General features: G+C 63.7%; 20 protein-coding genes. 4 read left to right on the plus strand and 16 right to left on the minus strand.

What is annotated here, in order from left to right; genetic code table 11:
* The first annotated feature begins 433 nt into the window (after positions 1–433).
* Entirely contained in the window at positions 434–2395 is a 1962-nt protein-coding gene (locus tag AC0L3H_RS09360) for a M23 family metallopeptidase (protein WP_473585270.1), read from the plus strand.
* A gap of 25 nt (positions 2396–2420) precedes the next feature.
* Here the strand turns inward: AC0L3H_RS09360 and AC0L3H_RS09365 are convergent, their stop codons facing one another.
* From AC0L3H_RS09365 to AC0L3H_RS09405, 9 genes are all read right to left on the minus strand, one after another.
* Entirely contained in the window at positions 2421–3971 is a 1551-nt protein-coding gene (locus AC0L3H_RS09365) for an MFS transporter (protein ID WP_473585271.1), read from the minus strand.
* Positions 3972–4108: 137 nt separating this feature from the next.
* Positions 4109–5587 carry a L,D-transpeptidase family protein gene (locus tag AC0L3H_RS09370; protein ID WP_473585272.1) on the minus strand — a complete coding sequence of 493 codons (1479 nt, stop codon included), beginning with the start codon at positions 5585–5587 and terminating at the stop codon, positions 4109–4111.
* Between the two features lie 252 nt (positions 5588–5839).
* Positions 5840–6205, minus strand: a complete 366-nt coding sequence (locus tag AC0L3H_RS09375) for an MmcQ/YjbR family DNA-binding protein (protein ID WP_027153335.1) — start codon at positions 6203–6205, stop codon at positions 5840–5842.
* A gap of 43 nt (positions 6206–6248) precedes the next feature.
* Entirely contained in the window at positions 6249–8855 is a 2607-nt protein-coding gene (gene clpB / locus AC0L3H_RS09380; protein ID WP_473585273.1) for an ATP-dependent chaperone ClpB, read from the minus strand.
* 222 nt (positions 8856–9077) lie between these two features.
* Complete coding sequence (locus AC0L3H_RS09385; RefSeq protein WP_473495583.1) at positions 9078–10025, minus strand: DUF4167 domain-containing protein; 948 nt, start codon at positions 10023–10025, stop codon at positions 9078–9080.
* A gap of 302 nt (positions 10026–10327) precedes the next feature.
* Positions 10328–11218: a peptide chain release factor N(5)-glutamine methyltransferase gene (gene prmC / locus AC0L3H_RS09390; protein ID WP_473585274.1), complete on the minus strand. Its 891-nt coding sequence runs from the start codon at positions 11216–11218 to the stop codon at positions 10328–10330.
* A gap of 140 nt (positions 11219–11358) precedes the next feature.
* Entirely contained in the window at positions 11359–12438 is a 1080-nt protein-coding gene (prfA, locus tag AC0L3H_RS09395; RefSeq protein WP_287068549.1) for a peptide chain release factor 1, read from the minus strand.
* A gap of 139 nt (positions 12439–12577) precedes the next feature.
* Entirely contained in the window at positions 12578–14848 is a 2271-nt protein-coding gene (ptsP, locus tag AC0L3H_RS09400) for a phosphoenolpyruvate--protein phosphotransferase (RefSeq protein WP_023797302.1), read from the minus strand.
* A gap of 181 nt (positions 14849–15029) precedes the next feature.
* Entirely contained in the window at positions 15030–16283 is a 1254-nt protein-coding gene (locus AC0L3H_RS09405) for an aspartate kinase (protein WP_023797301.1), read from the minus strand.
* Positions 16284–16642: 359 nt separating this feature from the next.
* Between AC0L3H_RS09405 and ubiG the strand changes: the two genes are divergently transcribed.
* A complete protein-coding gene (gene ubiG / locus AC0L3H_RS09410) occupies positions 16643–17392 on the plus strand; it encodes a bifunctional 2-polyprenyl-6-hydroxyphenol methylase/3-demethylubiquinol 3-O-methyltransferase UbiG (RefSeq protein ID WP_091600073.1) in 750 nt (249 codons plus the stop codon).
* A 19-nt stretch (positions 17393–17411) separates the two neighbouring features.
* Here the strand turns inward: ubiG and AC0L3H_RS09415 are convergent, their stop codons facing one another.
* Complete coding sequence (locus AC0L3H_RS09415) at positions 17412–18341, minus strand: DMT family transporter (protein WP_473585275.1); 930 nt, start codon at positions 18339–18341, stop codon at positions 17412–17414.
* A gap of 98 nt (positions 18342–18439) precedes the next feature.
* Between AC0L3H_RS09415 and AC0L3H_RS09420 the strand changes: the two genes are divergently transcribed.
* Positions 18440–18925: a MarR family winged helix-turn-helix transcriptional regulator gene (locus AC0L3H_RS09420; RefSeq protein ID WP_473585276.1), complete on the plus strand. Its 486-nt coding sequence runs from the start codon at positions 18440–18442 to the stop codon at positions 18923–18925.
* Between the two features lie 4 nt (positions 18926–18929).
* Here the strand turns inward: AC0L3H_RS09420 and AC0L3H_RS09425 are convergent, their stop codons facing one another.
* The 4 genes from AC0L3H_RS09425 to AC0L3H_RS09440 are packed head-to-tail and all read right to left on the minus strand — an operon-like array spanning position 18930 to position 21326.
* Positions 18930–19355, minus strand: a complete 426-nt coding sequence (locus AC0L3H_RS09425) for a DUF1178 family protein (RefSeq protein ID WP_473585277.1) — start codon at positions 19353–19355, stop codon at positions 18930–18932.
* Positions 19352–20233, minus strand: coding sequence for a carbon-nitrogen hydrolase family protein (locus tag AC0L3H_RS09430; protein WP_473585278.1), 882 nt, complete (start codon positions 20231–20233; stop codon positions 19352–19354). Before AC0L3H_RS09430 ends, AC0L3H_RS09425 begins: the two co-directional genes overlap by 4 nt.
* Before the next feature lie 10 nt (positions 20234–20243).
* Positions 20244–20513: a glutaredoxin 3 gene (gene grxC / locus AC0L3H_RS09435; protein ID WP_027153348.1), complete on the minus strand. Its 270-nt coding sequence runs from the start codon at positions 20511–20513 to the stop codon at positions 20244–20246.
* Between the two features lie 27 nt (positions 20514–20540).
* A complete protein-coding gene (locus tag AC0L3H_RS09440; protein ID WP_091600081.1) occupies positions 20541–21326 on the minus strand; it encodes a ComF family protein in 786 nt (261 codons plus the stop codon).
* Positions 21327–21379: 53 nt separating this feature from the next.
* Between AC0L3H_RS09440 and AC0L3H_RS09445 the strand changes: the two genes are divergently transcribed.
* Positions 21380–22267 (plus strand): methyltransferase domain-containing protein, encoded by an 888-nt coding sequence (locus AC0L3H_RS09445; protein WP_473585279.1) that lies wholly within the window; start codon positions 21380–21382, stop codon positions 22265–22267.
* A 28-nt stretch (positions 22268–22295) separates the two neighbouring features.
* Here AC0L3H_RS09445 and AC0L3H_RS09450 read toward each other — a convergent pair whose 3' ends face one another.
* Together AC0L3H_RS09450 and AC0L3H_RS09455 are read right to left on the minus strand one after the other, a co-directional pair.
* The gene (locus AC0L3H_RS09450; protein ID WP_023797290.1) at positions 22296–22475 is read right to left on the minus strand and encodes a Flp family type IVb pilin; all 180 of its coding nucleotides are present in this window, start codon (positions 22473–22475) and stop codon (positions 22296–22298) included.
* A 98-nt stretch (positions 22476–22573) separates the two neighbouring features.
* Positions 22574–22915, minus strand: a complete 342-nt coding sequence (locus tag AC0L3H_RS09455; RefSeq protein ID WP_023797289.1) for a hypothetical protein — start codon at positions 22913–22915, stop codon at positions 22574–22576.
* Positions 22916–22974: the final 59 nt, after the last annotated feature.

The following is a 22974-nucleotide window of genomic DNA, read 5'->3' on the forward strand; positions in this document are numbered from 1 at the left end:
TCGTCGCCAGCGGCGCGCCGCCCTCGTTGGTGAGGCGTATATAGTCGGCGCCCATCCAAAGTGTCAACAACGATTTCGGTCTTTTTTGAATTTTTTGCGACGAAAGATTGCGGCGCCGATTTTCGGTAGCCGACTTCCGTGGCGGCATGGGGATAACAAAGCCGAACACCGCCACGGAGCCCTATTGCCGCCGCATTGCGGTTTGACACCAACGCCAACGAAGCTGGCGCAGCACCACTGGCGCGGCGCCTTATAAGAGACTGTAAGAGAGCCATTAAGAGAGCCACTAAGAGAGCCACTAAGAGAGAAGTATGACTGGGGATCTCGGCCGAAGCCAGCCGCTTCGTTGACTTCGCCCGCCGTGACAGGCAAATGTCATGGCCACAACAAAAGCGTCAAGCCGTCCCGCCCGGGGAAGAAGCAGCCTTTCTGGATGCCAGATACGGAAAATGTCATAGCCGAACTCGGCAACGAGCCGCCGCTGATTGCGGACGGTCGCAGTGGCCCGCCCGACCGGCGCGAGGTTTCGGCGCGCTGGCTGTCGGGCACTTTTCTTACCGGCGTGACGTCGAGCGTGCTGATGGGTGTGGCGCTGTTCGCAGCCCTCGACGGCCGTCAGCAATTGGCGACGCCGCCCGAAATCGCCGAACTGATCAGCCTTGCGAGAGGCGACGATTCCGGCGAGATCGCCAAGACCACCAGGCTGGTGGCGCCGCGCCAGATCGCCAAGGCCAAGGACCGCCGGCGCATGGAAGTGCCGATGGTGACCAAGGTCGGCGACCGCGATGTCATCCACACCATGCCTTTCGTGCAGATCAAGATGGCGCTTGCCGCCGGGCACACGACCAGCCGCGCCTATCCGCCTTTCAATCCGATGCAGGTGTTTGGCGACGACCGCGACGGCAATGCCGGTCAGCCGGCGACCGCCGCCGCAGGCCAGATCTATGGCGCCAAGGTCGAAAGCGAGTTGAGCCTGAAAACGGTCGATTTCCCAATCGAGACGGCAGCGTTCGACGAAAAGAGTGACTTGTCCGCCGACGAGGTGGAAAAGGTGGTGCGCGAGGCCGGCACGGGTCTGAGCGACGGCGCCGTGCAGGTCGCGTCGCTGCACTATGTCGACCCGCAGCGATTCGGCGATGCATTCGCCGAGAGCATGGCCGGCTCCTACGACGTCAAGATCGTTCCGGAAAACGTCTCGGTGTCGCCGCGTGCTGCCCCCGACGATCAGGCGCCGGCCTTCGCCGAGGAGATCATCCCCTTCACCAGGGACCGCAACATCGTCGAGGCTTTCGCCGATTCGGGCTATATCGGCGAGGACGCCACCGGTATGGCCGAGGCGATCGCCAAATTGCTGAATGCGACAGCGCTCAAGGCGGGAACCGTGCTGCGCGTCGGCCTCGAGATCCATGGCGACGCCGCCAAGGTCGTTCGCACCGGCATCTACGACAGGGCCCAGCATATCGTCACCATCGCGCTCGATGATCACGGCCAATATGTGCCGGCGCAGGAGCCGGAGCCCAATCCCGAATTGCTGACCGCGTTCGATGATTCGCCGCCGGTGGTGGTGCGCGGCAATCTGCCGAACGTCTATGACGGCATCTACCGCGCCGCCTACTCCTACGGCATGTCCAAGGCGATGACCAAGCGGCTGATCAAGCTCCTGGCGTCCGGCGTCGATTTCCAGTCGCGGCTCAATCCGTCGGACCGCATCGAGGTGCTGTTCTCGCAGCCGGATGGCGACGACCGGGCATCTGACGAATCCGAGCTGCTCTATGTCTCGGCGAGCTTCGGCGGCACGACGCGCAATTTCTACCGGTTCCAGATGCAGGACGGCAGCACCGACTATTTCGACGAGGACGGCCGCAGCGCCCAGCAATTCCTGCTGCGCAATCCCCTGCCCGCAGGAAAATTCCGCTCCGGCTTCGGTGCCCGCAGGCATCCGATCCTCGGCTATGTGCGCTTGCATACCGGCGTCGATTGGTCAGCCGCCATCGGCACGCCGATCATCGCCGCCGGCAACGGTGTCGTCGAGAAGGCCGGCTGGGCCGGCGGCTATGGCAAACAGATCATCCTCCGTCACGCCAATGGCTACGAGACCTCCTACAATCACCAGAGCGCATTTGCCAAAGGCATCGCGCCGGGCGTGCGCGTCCGCCAAGGCCAGACCATCGGCTTTCTCGGCCAGACCGGCCTCGCCACCGGTCCGCACCTCCACTACGAGTTGATCGTCAACGGCACCAAGGTCGACCCGATGCGCGTTCGCCTGCCGGTCGGCAAGGTGCTGAAGGGCGACGACCTCGTCGCCTTCAAGCGCGAGCGCGGGCGCATCGATGATCTGCTCAAGCAGGAAGACAATGATTCGCTGAAGGTCGCGAGCGCCAAGATCGAAGGCTGAGCCGAGTTGGGCCTTTGCCGGCTGCTCAGCGCTGCGGAGCCTCGGATCCACGCGGCCATGGCAGTCGCTCGCCGGAAACAGTCGTCCACGCCACGATCGCCGAGAGCAGGCAAAGCAGCGCGGTCACCAAGGCGACTGCTGCGAACGCTGCGTCGCTGGCGGCAAGCCTTGCTGCATCGACATCCGGCGCCGGTTCGCCGAAACCCGGAATGCCGGATGCGGCACCGCTGTTCAGCGCTGCTGCATAGACCCAGGCCGCCAGTGACCCCATCGCCGCCACTGCGATCAGGCCGCCAATGCGCGAGACGGCATTGTTGATTCCCGAGGCAGCACCGGTATCCTTGTCCTCGACCGCCGTCATCACCGCCGTCGACAGCGGCGACACCACCAGCGCCATGCCGAGCCCCATCAGCGCCATCAGCGGAAACACCCCCCACCAGAAACTGTGGATGCCGGCATAGGCCAGCAAGGCAAGCCCGGCAAAGGCGACAGCGACGACGAGACTGCCGCTGGCGATCGGAAAACGCGGACCGATCCGGTCGGACCACTGGCCGACCGGCCCCGACAACAGCGCGATCAAGACCGACAGCGGCAGGAAGATGAAGCCGACCTCGGCGGCGCTCAGCCCCCATCCGGCGATGAGCAGCATCGGCAGATAGAACAGGTTGGCCGACAGTGCGAAATAGAGGAAGAAGGTCGCCACATTGGCGCCGGCGAAGGCGCCGACCCGAAACAGCGAGAGATCGATCATCGGTTCGCGCTGCCGGCGCTCGAAGACAATGAACACGATGAGCAGCACCGCGCCGGCGGCAATGCTCGGGCCGGACATTTGCCCCTCGCCCTCCGCGCTCATCGAAGTCAAGCCGTAGGCAAGCGCTCCGAACGCCAAGGTGGCGAGTGCAGCGCCGCCGAGATCGAGGCTGCGCCTTTCGGTCGGTGCGTCGGCCGGGACCTTGGCGAGCAGAAGATAGATCGAGACAAGACCAAGCGGCAGATTGACCGCGAAGATCACCCGCCAGATGCCGTCGCCGAAGGCCGACAAGACAACGCCGCCCAGCACCGGGCCAAGTGCCGTCGTCAGCGCCGAGGCTGCCGCCCAGATGCCGATCGCCCTGCCGCGCTCCTTCTTCGGATAGGCCTTGGCGATAATGGCGAGGCTGCCTGGCACCATGATGGCAGCACCAATGCCCTGAATCGCGCGAAACGCAATGAGCATTGGCGGGTTCGGCGCCACCGCGCAGGCAAGCGAGGCGGCAATGAACAGCGCGATGCCTGCCACGAAAGCATGCCGCAGGCCAAAACGGTCGCCGGCGGCGCCGCCAACAAGGATGAGTGCCGAAAGCGTCAGCGCATAGGCGTTTGAAATCCACTGCGCCTCGGCGAAACTGGCGCCAAGATCGACGCGGATCGCCGGCGTGGCGATGGCCAGGATCGAGCCGTCGATGAAGCCGAGCGCGGAAGCCAGGATCGCCGCGATCAGCACGAACCTGCGTCGCGATTGCGGGCAGAACATATCGGCCGGCAGCGGCCTGACCAGGGGGACGGCTTCGGCGCCGACTTCGCTTGGAGAACGCATGAAGCCTGCTTAGACCTCCTATGCGCCGGCAACAACCGGCCAGAGGGTTGCTGTCGTTGAAACCAGAACAGGATCACGTCGCCTAAAGAGCCTGCTCCCGGGTTGACCCAGGACTGCGCGATGATTTGGGATTGGGCTCAGTCGATGAATTCCACCGTGACGCCCGGCGCGACGATTTTTGCCAGTTCGCGCGCGTCCCAATTGGTCAGCCGCACGCAGCCATGACTTTCGGTCTTGCCGATCTTGGAGGGGTCGGGTGTGCCGTGAATGCCGTAGGTCGGCTTGTCCAGCGCAATCCAGACCGAGCCGACGGGGCCGTTCGGGCCCGGCGGGATGGTCAGGATCTTGTTGTTTTCGCCCTGCTTGAAATTGATGTTCGGATTGTAGGTGTAGTTCGGGTCGAGAGCGACCCGCGACACCGCATGCGTGCCGGTGGGTGAAGGCGTGTCCGCCGAGCCGATGGTGGCTGGATAGGCCGCGATCAGCTTTCCCGACGCGTCAAAGGCGCGGGCCTGCTTTTTGCCCTTGTCGGCGATGATGCGTGCCACCGGCGTGGCCACCAGCCTGCCGAAATTGGCGACCTTGATGATCGTGCCGGGACGGTTGAAATTGGCTTCCGGATTGAGCGCCTTCAGATAGTTCTCGTCCATGTGGAACCGCTCGGCCAGCGCTTCGGTGACTGAGGTGTAGCTCAGCCGTTCGAGTTGCGCCTTCTGGCCGTAGTCTTCCGGCACCGATGCGACATAGGGGCCGGCAGCATCCTCGGGCGTGATCCTGTAGGAGGCGAAGGCATCGCCGCCGGATTGCTCAAGCGCCGCCTGGATGCCGACCACATCGGTCGACCGCAGATTGCTGCCGATGATCTCGTTGTAGGCGGCGAGCGCCTTGTCGACATTCGAGCCGAAGCGCCCGTCGACGACGCCGGGCGAAGCGCCGGCGCGGTCGAGCAGCACTTGCAGCGCCGCGACCTCCTGGCGTGCACCGAGTGAAAGCGACGGGTCGACGACAATCTTACCGTCGATCTTTGGCGGCAGTGCCGCCTGGTCGCCCGGCGCCATCGGCTCGACCGGTTCGATCGCAGCCTCGTTGAGCGGCTGGCGCTTGACCGTGGGCGGCTTTACCGGCTGCGGCGCTTCCGGATAATTGTTGCCATAGTTGCCGCCATCCAGCGGTGCTTCGGGAAAAGCGTCCACCGGATCGCCGTAGGCATCATATTCGTCGACCGGCGGTACGACGATCAGGCCCTCCTCTTCCAATTGCCTGCGGCGCAAGCGCGCCTGGTCCTCCGGATCGTCGAGATAATAGCGGTCGTCCTCGACCGGTCCGAGATTGCGCAAGCCCTCGCGGCGGAGTGCGCGGCGATCGAACCTGGTCTGCGGCGGCTGGATGGCGAGCACCTTGCCGGTTTCCGTATCGACGATGACGCGGTTTCCTCTGGCGTCGTAGTAGACGTCGAAATCGCCGTTCTGGGCGACCAGCACAGCATGGCTATCCGAGGCTCGGGCATCCGCGGCGCGGGCAGATCGCGGCGCGATGTCCTGCGTCGGCGCGGCCATTACACTCGAAGAAAGCAGCCCGGCGGCGAACGCCGAAAGGGTGAAGATCGTGCGGAACATGCTGGCCAAATTCTCCGGTCCGTAATTGCCGCCGCCCGGCGTTGTCTCTTTAGAGCGCCGCGCGTCCCTTCGGACGCGCAGGGACGCTCTAACACGTAAAAAACTCCGCATCATGCTTTCCGAAAATCCAATTCGATTTTCGGGCCTTTGCGGCAGGCGAACCCTTCGCCAGCAAATCAGTTGCCAACCATAAGGTTCCAACATGAACCGGGCATGAAGATGGCGGATTTCTGGCGGGCTGGAGCAAGAACACTAGCTGGCGGCGAATCCCAATTCCTTGCGCGCCTGCTTCGTCAGCTTGAGCACGACAAGGCGGTGGCTTTCGCGCAGATAGTCCTTTAGCGCGTCATCGTCCATGCTTTGGCTTGTCTGGCGCTGGATCCATTTCATGCCGCGTGAGGCAAGATAGGGCGCGGGCCGAAGGCCCGGCTGTTCCTTCAAGATGTCATAAGCGATGTCGGAGCATTTGAAGGTGACGAACGGCTCCTTGCCATCGCTCCAACCGCCGATCGCAAAGACCTTGGCTCCGACTTTCCAGACATGAGCACCGCCCCACTGGACGACATGGGTCGCCGACGGCAGCGAGGCGCAGAAGCTGTTGTAGTCGTCCAACGTCATCTGCGCCCCGTTTAATTTTTTGATTATGCGGCGGCCTCGAAAATCAGGCCGCCGCCTCGGTCGCTACGATCGTCGGCTTCGACCGGAAGTTCAACCGGTCGGAACCAGCGGTGACCTTGACGGTCGAACTGTCGAGGATGTCGCCGAGCAGGATCTTCTCCGCCAGCGGATCCTGAAGGTCCTTCTGCATCACCCGCTTCAACGGCCGCGCACCATAGGCCGGATCGTAGCCCTTGGCGGCCAGCCAGTCGATCGCCTCCTGATCCAGCGAAAGCGTGATCTTGCGATCTGCGAGCAGGCTTTCCAGCCGCTTGAGCTGGATTTCGACGATGCGGCCCATATCCTGCCGGCGCAGCCTGTGGAACAGGATCACCTCGTCGACGCGGTTGAGGAATTCCGGCCGGAACGACGCCCTGACGACTCCCATCACCTCGTCGCGCACGACATCGACGTCCTGGTTCTCGCCGAGGTTGACCAGATATTCGGCGCCGAGGTTCGACGTCATGATGATCAGCGTGTTGCGGAAATCGACCGTGCGGCCCTGCCCGTCGGTCAGGCGGCCATCATCGAGCACCTGCAGCAGCACGTTGAACACGTCCGGATGCGCTTTCTCGATCTCGTCGAACAGCACGACCTGATAGGGCCGGCGTCGCACCGCTTCAGTCAGCGCGCCGCCCTCCTCATAACCGACATAGCCGGGAGGCGCGCCGATCAGCCGGGCGACCGAGTGCTTCTCCATGAATTCCGACATGTCGATGCGCACCATGGCGCTCTCGTCGTCGAACAGGAAGCTGGCAAGCGCCTTGGTCAGTTCGGTCTTGCCGACGCCCGTCGGTCCGAGGAACATGAACGAACCGATCGGCCGGTTCGGATCCTGCAGGCCGGCGCGTGCGCGGCGCACCGCTTTCGACACGGCCTGCACCGCCTCGCCCTGGCCGACGACACGCTTGCCGATTTCGTCTTCCATGCGCAGCAGCTTGTCACGCTCGCCTTGCAGCATCTTGTCGACCGGAATGCCGGTCCAGCGCGACACGATGTGGGCGACGTGATCGGGGGTGACCACCTCCTCGACCATGCCGACCTTGCCGTCCTGGGCTTCGGCTGCCTTCAACTTCTTTTCCAGTTCCGGAATCTTGCCATAGGCAAGCTCGCCGGCGCGCTGGAATTCACCTTTGCGCTGGGCGATGGCGAGCTCGTTGCGCGCTTCGTCGAGCTGTTTCTTCAGGTCGGCGGCGAGCCCGAGCTTCTGCTTCTCGGCCTGCCACTTCGAGGTCAGTTCGGTCGATTCCTCTTCCAGGGCGGAAAGATCCTTTTCGAGCCGGGCGAGCCGGTCCTTCGACGCGTCGTCCTTCTCGACCTTCAGCGCCTCACGCTCGATCTTGAGCTGCATGACGCGGCGGTCGATCTCGTCCAGCGCTTCGGGCTTCGAATCGACCTGCATCCGCAGCCGCGACGCGGCCTCGTCGACAAGGTCAATCGCCTTGTCCGGCAGGAAGCGGTCGGCGATGTAGCGGTTGGACAGCGACGCTGCCGCGACCAGCGCCGAATCCGAAATGCGCACCTTGTGGTGCTGCTCGTATTTCTCCTTCAGGCCGCGCAGGATGGAGACGGTGTCTTCCACCGTCGGCTCATTGACGAAGACCGGCTGGAAGCGGCGGGCAAGGGCCGCATCCTTCTCGACATGCTTGCGGTATTCGTCGAGCGTCGTCGCGCCGACGCAGTGGAGTTCGCCGCGTGCCAACGCCGGTTTCAACAGGTTCGACGCATCCATGGCGCCATCCGCCTTGCCGGCGCCGACCAGCGTGTGCATCTCATCGATGAACAGGATGATGCCGCCGACCGCAGCGGTGACTTCCGAAAGAACCGCCTTCAGCCGCTCCTCGAATTCGCCGCGATATTTGGCGCCGGCGATCAGCGATCCCATATCGAGCGCCATCAACTGCTTGTCCTTGAGCGATTCCGGCACGTCGCCATTGACGATCCGCAACGCCAGCCCTTCGGCGATCGCCGTCTTGCCGACGCCGGGTTCACCGATCAGCACCGGATTGTTCTTGGTGCGGCGCGACAGCACCTGGATGGTGCGGCGGATTTCGTCGTCGCGGCCGATGACCGGGTCGAGCTTGCCGGCGCGACCGTCGGCGGTGAGATCGCGCGCGTACTTCTTAAGCGCATCATAGCCCTGCTCGGCGCTCGCCGAATCGGCGGTGCGACCCTTGCGGACGTCGTTGATCACCTGGTTCAGCGCCTGTGGCGTCACGCCGGCCTTGGTCAGGATGTCGGCGGTCTTGGCGGATTTCTCGACCGCCAGCGCCGTCAGCAGCCGCTCGACCGTAACGAAGCTGTCGCCGGCCTTCTTTGCCAGTTCCTCGGCGGTCGAGAACACTTTGGCCAGCGGTTGCGCCAGATAGAGCTGGCCGTTGCCGCCCTCCACCTTGGGCATTGCCTCAAGTGCCGTCTCGACGCCCAACTTGACGTCGCGGACGCTGCCGCCGGCGCGCTCGATCAACGACGCTGCCAGGCCCTCGTCGTCGTCGACGAGCACTTTCAATATATGTTCGGGGGTGAATTGCTGGTGGTTGCGCGAGAGCGCCAAGGTCTGCGCCGACTGGATGAAGCCGCGCACGCGCTCGGAATATTTTTCAAGGTTCATATCTGTCTCCTTCCGTCACCGGCCCGCTTTGCGGCACCGGATCAGATTGCGGTGACGGACCCGCCCGTTCGAGCCGGGTCCTGTTCACGCGAGATATGGGGCGCAATCCACGGACCCTCAAGACGTCCCGATAACGGCGGACTTAATATCCCCCGGGGGGCGCACATACAAAAACGGCGGAGATTTCTCTCCGCCGTCCAGGAATGTCTGGGCCTTGCTCGATCAGTTGTTGACGTCGACGACGGTGGGCTCGCCACCGGCGTCTTCCGCCGGAGCAGCATTCACGTTATCGCCGCCAGCATTGTCGTTACCGCCATCCACCTGATCAGCATTGACGCGCGGACGGCGCGGACGCCTGGGGCGGCGGGCAGCGCCGCTTTCGGCGGCGGCTTCGTTCATCTCGGCCTGGGCAGCCAGAGCCGCTGGCGAAAAGCTTTCGAATTGCGGCGCGGGTTCGGCCACAGAAACAGGCTCGTTCGGAGACACAGCTTCCGCCTGCGCGGGGGTTTCGTTCTGAACCGGTCTCTCGTTGCGCCGGTTCTGATCGCCTCGCTGTCCGCCCTGCTCGCCGCGCGCACCAAATTCGCCGCGCTGGCCGTTCTGGCCGTAGCCGCCATTGGGGCGACGGTCGCGATGGCGGTTGTCTCGCCCGCCGGCATCGCGCCCACTGGCATCACGCCCACTGGCATCACGATTGTCGCGGCCGTTTTCCTGGTTGAACGTCAATTCGGCCGGCGTGCCGTCGATGACCGGCTGCGGGCCTGCACCGTGGTTAACCACCGGAGCTGCAGTCTCGCCGACATTACTGTTGCCGGCATTGTCGAACTCGTCGCGATCTTCGTCGCCGTCATCGTCGAAATCGTCGCGGTTCTGCTGAGCGCTCTGGATCGGCAGCTGCGCCTGCGCGGCAGCGATGATGCGATTGTAGTGCTCGGCGTGCTGGAGATAGTTTTCCGCCATCACACGGTCGCCGGAGCTCTGCGCGTCACGGGCAAGGGTTGCGTATTTTTCGGCGATCTGCTGAGCCGATCCGCGGATCTTCACGTCCGGACCGTTGCTCTCGTAATTGCGCGTCAGGGGATTTGGACCCTTGCGGTTGTTGTTATTGTTGTTGCCGCCGCCATTGTTGTTGCGACCGCGCATGCGCCTGTTCTGCTGTTGTGGCCTCATTCGACTCTCTTCATTTTGAAATTTTTCGAAACTTTTCACGAACGGAGGCGCTCATGCAGCCAGCCGTTTCGTCTCTTCACCGGCGTTCGCCCGCATCGATTGCGTTGGCGCCACGTGTCATCCTGTTCCGGTTACATCACTTGCCGGACGATCCCCGCACGAAGCTTGGGCGTCGTTTGCACAAGAAGGCAGCTATTTCCAAGGAAACCGAATCGCTAAGAGCACTGCCTGCTTCGTCTCATCCGGTTAAGGCGACCCTAGCCGCATTCCCCGGCATTGCCAAGCGCTTTTTTTGCACTGCATCACGGCCTTGTCAGTTCAAAGATCAGAACCCTCTCGTTTCCGCCAAAGTCGCGGAATACCCCCGCCGGCATATAGCCGGCTGCGGAGAAAATACCCGTGACCTCTTTGCGCTGGGTGTGGCCGATCTCGACCGCAATCCTGCCCTCGGCTTCCAAAAAACCTGCCGCCTCAGCGGCGATGATCCTGTAGGGACTCAGACCGTCCACGCCGCCATCGAGGGCTTGGCGTGGATCGAAATCGCGGACTTCGCCCTGCAGATTTTCGATGTCTATGGACGCTATATAGGGCGGGTTGGCGGCAATTACATGGTATCGGCCAAAAACTTTTTCGAACCAGTCGGATTCGAGCACCTGGAACCGATCGGCCAACCCCAATTCCCCGGCATTGCGCATGGCGGTCACCAGCGCGCCTGACGAAATATCGACACCGGTGGCGACCGCCGCCGGAACGGCGCTGAGCAGCGCCAGCGCGATGGCGCCGGTGCCGGTGCCGAGATCGAGGATGCGGCACTCGCCTTGCCGTTCCGCTGTCGCCTTCACGAAGGGCAGCACCGCTTCGACCAGCGTTTCGGTGTCCGGTCGCGGCTCCAGCGTTTCCGGTGACAACGACAGGCGCAAGCCATAGAACTCACGATGGCCGAGGATGCGATGCACCGGCTCACCGGCGACCCGCCGCCTCAAGGCTGCATCGATCGCGGCAATCGCGCCGGCATCGACACCGCATTCGGGATCGGCGATGGCTTGTGTGCGGGTCGTACCGGAAAAATGTTCGACGATCAGCCTCGCATCCAGCGCCGGATCGGCGACTGCGGCCGCAGCAAGGCGTGCCCGCGCCGCTTTCAGCAGCAGCCCTAGTGTGGTGGATTTGAGGTTCCTGCTATTTGTTGGCATCAGCGTCCAGGGACCTCAAATCCACCACCTAGATACCAGCAACCTGCCGGTGTGATTTTGAATCCGAAATTCGTCATTGCGCTGCCCCATCGTGATACGAATTTCGAATTCAAAGCCACACCGGCCTACTGGGCAGACTGTCAGCCATCGAGGCCGATATCGGCGAGCAGCTTCGACTGGTGATCGGCGATCAGCGCGTCGATGATCTCGTCGAGTTCGCCCATCATCACCCGGTCGAGCTTATAGAGCGTCAGATTGATGCGATGGTCGGTGACGCGGCCCTGCGGGAAATTATAGGTGCGGATGCGCTCCGAGCGATCGCCCGAACCGACCTGAGATTTGCGCGATTCGGAGCGTTCCTCGTCAGCCTTGCTGCGCTCGAGGTCGTAAAGCCTGGCGCGCAGGATCTGCATGGCTTTGGCCCGGTTCTGGTGCTGCGACTTCTCCGCCTGCACGACCATGATGCCGGTCGGCAGATGGGTGATGCGCACTGCCGAATCGGTGGTATTGACGTGCTGGCCGCCCGAACCCGAGGCGCGCATCGTGTCGATGCGGATGTCTTCGGCCCTGACGTCGATATCGACCTCTTCCGCTTCGGGCAGCACGGCAACCGTCGCCGCCGAGGTGTGGATGCGCCCGCCGGCCTCGGTCGCCGGCACGCGCTGCACACGATGCACGCCGGACTCGAATTTCAGATGGGCAAAGACCCCCTTGCCCGAAATCGTGGCGATGATTTCCTTGTAGCCGCCGACCTCGCCCTCGCTGGCCGACGCCGTCTCGAAACGCCAGCCGCGTGCCGCGGCATAGCGTTCGTACATGCGAAACAGGTCGCCGGCAAAGAGAGCCGCCTCGTCGCCGCCGGTGCCGGCGCGGATTTCGAGGATGGCATTCTTGTCGTCGGCGGCATCCTTGGGCAGAAGTAGGATCTGGATGTCCTTCTGCAGCGCTTCGATGCGTTCCTTGACCTCCGGCAGATCGGCCTCGGCCAGTGCCCGCATTTCGGCATCGGTGCTTTTGTCGGCGAGCATCGCTTGCAGGTCGGCCTGTTCATGCTCGGCGGTGCGCAGCGCCCTGATCTTAGCCACCATCTCCTGCATGTCGGCATATTCCGACGCCATCTTGACATAGGCGTCCGCCGCCGGCCCGGCCGACATTTGCGCTTCGAGCATGTCGAAACGCTTAACGACTTGATCCATGCGGTCGCGGGGCAGGTTGATCATGGTCCTGGAACTTCGATAAGATTCACGTCAGGGCGAGCCGAAAATGACGAGTTTCGAGAACCGGAGCGGAATGTACAATTAGGTACATGAGCACCGGAAGCGCAGAAAATCGACATTTGCAGGCCGCCCTCACGTGAATTTACAACGGAATGGAGCGGTCGTCGGCAAAGGCCTGCAGCAGCGCCCGCATCGGCAACCCCTGGGCCGGCGCCATGAGATTGTCGTCGAAGAACGCTTCCAGCTCGGCCAGCGGCAGTTCCGTCAGCATCGCCTTGACCGGACCGATCGAAGCCGGTGACATCGAGATCGATCGGTAGCCAAGGCCGATCAGCGCCATCGCCGAGATCGGCTTGCCGGCCAGCTCGCCGCACAAGGTCACCGGGGTTTGATTGCGCACCCCGGCGTCGGCAATCTGCTTCAGCGCGCGCAGGAACGGCGTCGACAGCACATCGAAGCGGTCGGCGAGCTGCGTGTTGCCGCGATCGACCGCCATGACGAACTGGAACAGATCGTTCGAGCCGACCGAGACGAAATCGACGGCCTTCATCAGCTCATCGAGCTGGAACAGCAGCGAAGGCACTTCCAGCATGGCCCCGAGCTTCAGGCTGGTCGGCAGATGATGGGCAAAACGCGACAGATGCCGCACTTCGCGATCGATGATTTCGCGCGCCTGGGCGATCTCGCCGAGCTCCGTCACCATCGGCAGCATCAGCTTCAGTTCACGCCCGCCGCATGCCTTCAAAAGCGCTCGGATCTGGGTACGCAACAGGCCCGGCCGGTCGAGCGTCAGGCGGATGGCGCGCCAGCCGAGCGCCGGGTTCTCTTCCTGGATCGTGTCCTTGAAGTAGGGCAGCACCTTGTCGCCGCCGATATCGATGGTGCGGAATGTCACCGGCTTGCCGCGCGCCGCGTCGAGCACGTCACGGTAGAGCCGTTCCTGGGCTTCCGCCCGCGGAAAGGTCGAGGCGACCATGAACTGCAGCTCGGTGCGGAACAGGCCGATACCGGCGGCGCCGGCCTCGGCAAGCTGCGGCAGATCGACGGCCAGGCCCGCATTCATCAAAAGGTCGACCTGGACGCCGTCCTTGGTCATCGACGGCTTCTTGCGCAGCTCGCGATAGACCTCCTGCCGCCGCGCCCGGAAGCGGACCTTTTCGGCATAGGCGGCTTCGAGGTCCGGCTGGGGGCGCAGGTGGATGGCGCCTTCTTCGCCGTCGACAATGATGGCGTCGCCGTTTTCCGCCATGGAAACGGCGCCCTTCATCTGGCCCGCAACCGGTATGCCCATGGCCCGCGCCACGATAACGACGTGGCTGGTCGCTGCGCCGTCCTCCAGCACCAGCCCGCGCAGCTTGTCTCTGGGATAATCGAGCAGTTCGGCGGCCCCCATCGAGCGGGCGACGATGATGGCGTCCTTCGGCAGCGAGACCGCGACATCGTCCGGCCCGCGCCCCATCAGCTGGCGCAGCAGCCGGTTGGCGAGATCGTCGAAATCGCTCATCCGCTCGCGCAGATAAGGATCGGTCATGTGCAGCATGCGGGCACGCATGTCGCTCTGCACTTTTTCCACCGCCGCTTCCGCCGTCAGGCCGTTGCGTACCGCCTCTTCCAACCGGCGCACCCAGCCGCTGTCGTTGGCGAACATGCGATAGGCTTCGAGCACCTGGCGGTGCTCGCCCTCGAAGGCAACTTCGCGGCGTTCCAGCATGTCGTCGATGGAGAGCCGGAGCGAACCGAGCGAAGCATCGAGCCGCTTGATCTCCTCATCGCTGTCCTCGTTGAACAGATTGGTGACGACGATGCGCGGCTCGTGCAGCACGACATGGCCAAGTCCGACGCCCTCGTTGAACGACAGGCCGGTAAAGCTCACCGGGCGGCGCAGATCGAGTTCGAGGCCGGGCCGGGTCAGCCGGGCGAGGTCGCCGGTGGCGATCATCTCGGCGATCACCATCGCCGTCGTTTCCAGCGCCTCGACTTCGTCGTCGCGATAGTGGCGCATGGTCTTGTTCTGGACGACCAGCACACCGAGCGTGCGCCCCGCCCTGAGCACCGGCACGCCGAGGAAGGAATTGTAGATCTCCTCCCCGGTCTCCGGCAGATAGGCGAAGGCTGGATGTTCCTGCGCGTTGGAGAGGTTGAGCGGCCGTGCCGAGGCCGCGATCGTGCCGACGAGGCCTTCCCCCAGCCTGAGCTGCGCCAAATGGACGGCCTTCGGATTCAGGCCCTCGGTGGCATAGAGTTCGAGCACCGAATCGGCGCGCAGCACGTAGAGCGAGCACACTTCAGCGACCATATTGGCGGCGATGTCGCGCACGATGCGGTCGAGCCGCTCCTGCGGCTCTAGCGGCTCCTGCATGAGCTCGCGGAGCCGTTTCAGCAAAACGCGCGGGCCACTGGCCGTATCACGCATCGCGGCTTGTTCTCCAATGGACATTATGCCCGCCGCAGTTTCTCCCGCGGCCGGCGCTCACGCAACAACTCAAATAGAGCGGCGTCGGTCCAATTGGACCCACAAAGGACGCTCCAAGACTTCGAACTGCTGCATCGTGCTTTCCGAAGATCGACCTCCGATTTCCGGACCGAGCAGTCTGCTACTGCTTATCCAGACCGTAGATGGAATGCAAAGTGCGAACAGCAAGTTCTGTGTAGGGACCGTCGATCAGGATCGAAATCTTGATCTCGGATGTGGTGATCGCACGGATGTTGATCGATTTGTCGGCCAGCGCCTTGAAGGCGGTGGCGGCGACGCCGGCATGGCTCCTCATGCCGATGCCGATGACCGAGACTTTCGACATGCCGGCTTCCGACTGCACGACGTCGTAGCCGATCGTGGTCTTCAGCCGCTCGAGCACAGCAAGCGCCTTGTCGACATCGCCGGACGGCACGGTGAAGGTCATGTCGGTGAACTTGCCGTCCTCGGAAATGTTCTGGACGATCATGTCGACATTGATGTTGGCTTCGGCCAGCGGCCCGAAAATGCCGGCGGCGACGCCGGGCCGGTCACCGACACGGCGCAACGAAATCTGCGCTTCGTCCTTGGCGTAGGCAATTCCGGTGACGACCTGCTGTTCCACGATCTCTTCCTCGTCGCAAATAAGCGTTCCGGGCGGATTGAGCAAATCCCCCATTCCGGGCGCGTCGGGATCGTCGAAGGACGACCGCACGAAAGTACGCACCCTGTGCACCATGGCAAGCTCGACCGAGCGTACCTGCAGGACCTTGGCGCCGAGCGAGGCCATTTCAAGCATTTCCTCGAAGGAAATCTTGGCCAGCCGCCGCGCCTTCGGCTCGATGCGCGGGTCGGTGGTGTAGACCCCGTCGACGTCGGTGTAGATGTCGCAGCGGTCTGCCTTGACCGCCGCCGCGATGGCGACAGCACTGGTGTCGGAGCCGCCGCGGCCGAGCGTCGCGATGCGGTTGTCCGGCCCGATGCCCTGGAAACCGGCGACCACCGCCACCTGGCCCTCGCCGAAGCGCTTGATCAGGAACGCGCCGTCGATGTCGAGAATGCGCGCCGCGCCATGCGCATTGTCGGTCTTGATCGGGATCTGCCAGCCTTGCCAGGAACGGGCATGGACGCCCATGTTCTGCAACGCGATCGCCAGCAGGCCGGCAGTCACCTGCTCGCCGGAGGCAACGACGGCGTCATATTCGCGGGCATCGTGCATCGGCGAGGCTTCGCGCGTCCACTGCACGAGCTCGTTGGTCTTGCCGGCCATCGCCGAGACGACCACCGCGACCTCATGGCCGGCATCGACCTCGCGTTTGACATGGCGCGCCACATTGCGGATGCGGACGATGTCGGCGACGGAGGTCCCGCCGAATTTCATCACGATGCGCGCCATGGAAGCGAAATGCCTTTGACTGGGTGCCGAAACGGCGGCCGAAAAATGGAAACGGAGCGTCGGGCTGGGCCAGCCGCTGAATTCGCGGCCTCCTTAGCCAAATGCTTTGGGTTTCGCAAGGCGTGCCACCGCTTGCCCCCCTGCTTGCCCCCTTAGGCGACGAAGGCGACATACGAACGCAACGCGCCTACCCGAACGCCTGTCGCAGAGGCGCAGCCGGCAACAGCCGAAATTTGCTGCCTTGACATTCGCCGGCTCTCGACCGACTTCCTAGCGCACCAGAGCGCGATCAGCAAAAGTGGTATCCGGTTTTGCGCCCGATCGCGCTCTGAATTTTTGAGTCTGCGGGAGACCACACGATGCCAGAACCCCGACGATCGACGATCGATGCCGGAGAAGTGGAGCGTTTTTCCGCTCTTGCCGCCGAATGGTGGAATCCGAACGGCAAATTCCGCCCGCTGCACAAGTTCAATCCGATCCGGCTTGCCTATATACGCGACCAGGTGGCGGCGCGCTTCGGCCGCGACCCGCGCGCGGCGCGGCCGTTCGAGGGCCTGCGCATCCTCGACATCGGCTGCGGCGGCGGGCTGTTGTGCGAGCCGATGGCGCGGCTTGGCGCCGAAGTGGTCGGCGCCGACGCCTCCGCCACCAACATCGAAGTGGCCAGGCTGCATGCAGCGGAGGTCGGCGTGACGGTGGATTACCGTGCCACGACAGCAGAGGACCTGGCTGACGCCGGTGAGAAATTCGACGTCATCCTCAACATGGAAGTGGTCGAGCATGTTGCCGACATCGACCTGTTCGTGGCCAAATGCGGCGAGATGCTCAAGCCCGGCGGCATCATGGTCGTCGCCACCATCAACCGCACGCTGAAGGCGCTCGGTCTGGCCATTATCGGCGCCGAATATGTGCTGCGCTGGTTGCCGCGCGGCACCCACCAGTTCGGCAAGCTGGTGCGGCCAGACGAGTTGGAAAAGGCGCTTGCCGGCGCTGGCCTGACCATCATCGACCGCACCGGCGTCACCTACAATCCGCTCGCCGACCGCTGGCAGCGTTCGAAGGACATGGACGTCAACTACATGGTTCTGGCAGAGAAGGCACCCGCCTGAACTTTCTCACGACGCCTTCTCACGCCGCCACCTTCTCACCCGTCTGACTTTGCGTCTTCGGGGCGGTCTGGCTTTGCGCCTTGGTGGTGATGAACACGCCGGCGACAATGATGGCAGCGCCGGCCCAGGTCAGCAATTGATAGTGCTCGCCGAGAAACATCGTCCCGGCAAACAATCCGACCGCCGCCGCGACATAGCCGATCTGGCTGAGATAGACCGGGCCGCCGACCGCCTGCAGCCGGAAGAAGAAAGCGAACATCGCCGCGGCTGATGCGACCTGCCCGACGACGACCAGCGGCACGCCGGCGAGCAGGGCGAGCGAACCGCCGCCCTGCAGCGTGAAGATGCCGCAAACAAGCAGCGCGGCCGATGCCAGATGGCTGCCGACGGCAAGCTCGATCGGTCCGGTCCCTAACGGCCAGTCGACCGTGCGGTAGATATTGCCGGCGGCAAGGCTGACCGGAATGAGCAGCCCCGCCGCCACCCAGAAAAATTCGGCCGGCTGGCCAGCCTCGCCGCGCGTCACCGCCACCATGACAGCACCAACGAAGCCGACGGCAATGCCGACGATACCAAGCAGATTGGGACGCCGGACGCCGAGCAGGATCGAAAACACCAGTGTAACTACCGGCGACAGCGTGAACATGATACCGGTATAGCCGGCACCGAGATGCGGAATGGCCGAGAACATCAACAGATTGGGGAAGGCGTAGGACACCGCCGCGGTGACGAAGAAATACCGCAGCCGGTGCGGGGTTAGCCGGATGCGCTGCCCGCGCAGCAGCAGGACGCACAAAAGCACGCCGCCGGCGCCGAGCGAGATGACGAGTGCCCAGACCATGGCCGAAACGCCGGCTGCCGTGGCGATCTTGCCGAACGGCAGCGTCAGGCCGAGCAGGCCGCCGGTGACGAGCAAAAGACCGAGCGCTGAATCCCAGAGAAATTTCATGACGAACCTTGTTGTCTTTGCCGCTCTTGGCCAGCACTGCGACTCAAGCTAAGATAACACAAAGATACTTAACGTCAAGATATATGATGGTGAGATAGATGGATCGCGCCGAGAAAGCGATCGAGCAGTGGAAACGGGAACGGCCGGACCTGGATGTCTCGCCGATGGCCGTGCTCGGACGGTTGAACGAAGCCTCGTCGCTGATAGCACGAGAACGCCTCGCGCCGCTGTTTGCGCGTTTCGGACTGCAATCCGGGGAATTCGACGTGCTGGCGACGCTGCGCCGTTCCGGATCACCTTACGCGCTGACGCCAACCGCCCTTTATGAGGCGTCGATGGTGACGTCGGGCGCCATGACCAACCGGCTCGACCGGCTTGAGAAATCCGGATTGATCAAGCGTGGGCCGCATCCCAACGACCGGCGTGGGGTTGTCGTGCAACTGACCGATAAAGGGCTGGCACTGGTCGATGAAGCGGTTGCCGCCCATGTCGCCAACGAACACGAGATACTTTCCGGCCTGACGCGCGCCGAACAGGACACACTTGCTCGCCTGCTTGAGAAATTGATCGGCAGCGTAACCTAGTCAGTCAGTTGCGGTCGTCGGGGAAACTTGGGATCGGCATGAATTCGACGCCGTCCTCGGCCAGGCTCTTGGCCTCCTCCAGCGTCGCCTCGCCATAGATGCCGCGCGGATCGCTCTCGCCGAAATGGATCTTGCGCGCCTCCTCGGCAAACTTGTCGCCGACATAGTCGGCGTTCTCGCGCACCTTCTCGGCCATCGCCTTCAATTGCGCCAACGCCTGCTTCTGGGCCTCGCCCATGGCGAGCGCGATCTTTTCTCGGCTGCGCCCGGTGGAGACGGCCGGCGCCATCAACGCCTTCTCGACCTTGTGCGAGCCGCAGGTCGGGCAATCGACGAAGCCACGCTTCTTCTGGGTGTCGAAATCGTCGTTGCTGCGAAACCAGCCTTCGAATTCATGCTCGTGGTCACAGATCAATGAAAAGAGAATCAAGACGCCGCACCCCTGAGACTTTGCGCCTCGACCGGAGTTGCGTTCAAGGCGAAGTCGCGTGAATTTTTCAGATTTGGGATTTTCTTGCGGGCAGCGACCGACTGCGCCGGGTCGATCTCGGCGACGATCACCGCCGGTTCGTCATGTGCCGCCTCGGCGACGATGCGGCCCCACGGATCGACGATCAGCGAATGGCCATAGGTCTCGCGGCCGTCCTCGTGCAGTCCGCCTTGCGCCGCGGCGACGACATAGGCGCCGTTCTCGATGGCGCGCGCCCGCAGCAGCACGTGCCAGTGCGCCTCGCCGGTCTGGCGGGTGAAGGCGGCGGGCACCGAAAGCAGGTCGGCGCCGGCCAGCGCCTCGGCGCGGAACAGCTGCGGAAAGCGCAAATCGTAGCAGACGGCGAAACCCAGCTTCGCCCCATCGATCCCGGCGCCGCTGATCTCGGTGACGACGGCCTCGGTGCCGGGCTCGTAGGCGGCGGATTCGCGCCAGCTCTCGCCATTGTCGAGATCGACGTCGAACATGTGGATCTTGTCGTAGGTGGCAATGGTGGCGCCATCCGGCCCGAACAGAAGCGCGCGGTTGGCGAGCTTGCCGTCGGCGCGCAGGATGGCGGTCGAGCCGATATGCAGAAAGACGCCAAGTTCTTTCGCCAGCTTGCGCGAGGTCGAGACGATGATGTCCTTGTCCTCGGACGTGAACGAGGCGGCCCGCGCCTGGCTGTCGCTGATCAGCGCACCGGTCATTTCCGGTGACTGGATATAGGTCGCACCCTGGCCCGCGGCCTCGCGCACCAGCCGCTCCAGATCGACCGCGTTGCGCTCGGGGCTGGTGCCCGAACGCATCTGGATCGCCGCCGCCTTGAAAGCACCCATCGTCTTGTCCTCAATTCGTCGAGCCATTGGCGAGCAGACGGTCCAGCCGGCCCTCTGCCTCCAGTTCATGGAGATCGTCACAGCCGCCGACATGCGTGTCGCCGATGAATATCTGCGGAAAGGTCGAGCGGCCATTCGCGCGGGAAATCATTTCCCGGCGCAGTTCCGGCGAGAAGGAGGCGTCATGCTCGGTGTAGGCGACACCCTTGCGCTCGAGCAGCCGCTTGGCCGCCACGCAATAGCCGCACATCATCCGTGTATAGATCGTTACGTCGACCATCGGTCAGCAATCCTGCCTTTTCCCAATCTATATAGTCGCGGACTCGTCGGCCCGAAAGTCCCCCGGCAGCACGCGCGCAAAGGTCAGCACGTCGACCGTCCCGGCACCGCCCTTCTTCAGCGCCTTGGCTACCGCGCGGACAGTGGCGCCGGTGGTATAGACATCGTCGATCAGGAGCACCCGGCGGCCGGCGATCTCGATCTCGGCCTCCTCCGGCACTCTGAAGGCGGCACGCACATTCTCCTCGCGTTCCCGCCGCTCCAGCCCGACCTGCTGGCGGGTGAGTTTGACGCGCCTGACCGCGGAGGGCGCAAAAGGCAGCCCGCCAAGCTGCGATACCGCCCTTGCCAGTTCCGCCGACTGGTTGAACTGACGCCTGAAAAAGCGCCGCCAGTGCAGCGGCACCGGCACGACCACATCGGCTTCCGCGATCAGTTCGGCACCGGCGCGCAGCATCCAGCGCGCCATCCATGGCGCCAGATCAGTGCGGTCCTGGTATTTCAACCCTTGCACCATCTGGCGGGCGACACCGGAGTAAGCGACCGCGGCCCGTGCCCGCTCGAAGGGCGGCGGGTCGGCGATCGCCTCGGCCGACAGGAACCCCTCGCCCATGTGATGGGTGAACGGCGTGCCCATCACCGGGCACCATGGCCGCTCCAGAAGCCTGAGTTTCGGCCAGCAGGCGCCGCACAGCACGCCGGGCTGCGAGACATGCCGTCGGCAGCCCGCGCAAACCGGCGGAAACAGGATGCGCGCCGGCCAGTCCAACGCCTTTCGAGCGATACTCTTGATATCCGGCATTGGATCGGCCACGTGGTTCTTTCTCCGCCACCCTATATCAGAGTGCGGAAACCAGGAACTGTCAGTTGCAACCTATAGTTGATACCTCTCTCTGGCTGGCGCACAAGCGCCGGGCGCTCGCCAACCCGGCTGCCGGCGCGGATTTCCTGATGCGGCGGGCCGCCGAGGAACTCGCCGACCGGCTGGGGGCGGTGGAGCGCCAATTCGATAGGGCGGCCGTCCTGTTTTGCCAGACGCGGGCGGCAGTCGACGTGCTCGCGACAAGCGGCAAGGTGGCGGACATCGTGCGCGTCGAGGCGGATGCGGTTTTCCTGGGCGACGGGGCGGGGGGCGATGCCGCGGGACTGGTGGCGCCGCTGGAAACTGTGCCGTTCGAGCCGGAAAGCCTCGACCTAGCGGTGTCGCTTTTGTCGCTTCAGGCAATGAACGACATTCCCGGCGTGCTGGTGCAGATCCGCCGCGCACTGAAGCCGGACGGTCTTTTCCTAGGCGCTTTTGCCGGCGCCGGCACGCTTTCCGAGCTGCGCGAATGCCTGCTCGCCGCCGAGACCGAGTTTTACGGCGGCGCCAGCCCGCGCGTCATCCCGTTCACCGATGTGCGCGACGCCGGCGCGCTTTTGCAACGCGCCGGTCTGGCCTTGCCCGTCGCCGATGTCGAGACGGTGACGGTGCGCTACGATTCCCTGTTCGGCCTGATGGCGGACCTGCGGGCGATGGGCGAGACCAGCGCGCTCATCGACCGCAGCAGGCGACCGGCCACACGAAAGCTGTTTGCCCGCGCCGCCGAAATCTATGCCGAACGATTTTCGGATGCCGATGGCCGCGTCAGGGCGAGTTTTCCGATCGTCTGGATGTCAGGCTGGGCGCCCGACGCCTCGCAGCAAAAACCGCTGAAACCGGGCTCGGCAAAACTGTCGCTGAAGACAATCCTGGAAAATCCCGGCCGGCGCTGACCGGTTTATTATGGACGCGGCTGGTCGGTTACTGCGCAAAAGCCTTCACAAGCTTGCTGGCATTGTCGCTGAACAGCCACGTGATTGCGTCGGCGACCTTGCCGACGCCGCCTACGATGGTAAGCGACAGCACGGCCACGATCAGCCCATACTCGACAGCCGTCGCGCCGGTCTTGTCTTCCCAAAATCGTTGCAGCAATGTTTTCATGGCCGTCGATCCCGCTTGCCGGAACCCTAGCGCGGACCTGTTAACAAAGGTTAATGACACAGGCTTAACAGGCGCTGAAAGCACCGCTTTGGCCGGTGTCAGCAGTCGCCGCTGCGCTGGCCATTGTCGCGTATCACGCAGATCGAAGTGGGCAGCGGCTGCAGCACGCTCCTGCGCAGCGTGTAGGTATCACGACGGCCGGTCGAGCCCGTGCTTCCAATCGAACCCGTGCTTTCAACCGACCCTGTGCTCATCCTGTCGAGGCCGCCGGCAAAATCGTCGCGGGCTGATCGCGTTCGGTTGTCGAGCAAGGGCGTGGCGATCAGGGCCAGCGCCACCGCGGCCGAGCCGAACAAAAGCGTGATCCGCAATATTCCCATGCCGGCAGCCCTAAAGCTGCGGTCGGGTCGGATCGAATCCCAGTCCCTGTCGAGGCTCATGCAGCCGCCCTCCGGCGAAGGCCTGGACATGACCTTCCTTCGATTTCTGGCGTCATTTT

It is taken from the genome of Mesorhizobium sp. WSM4816 (assembly GCF_055811535.1).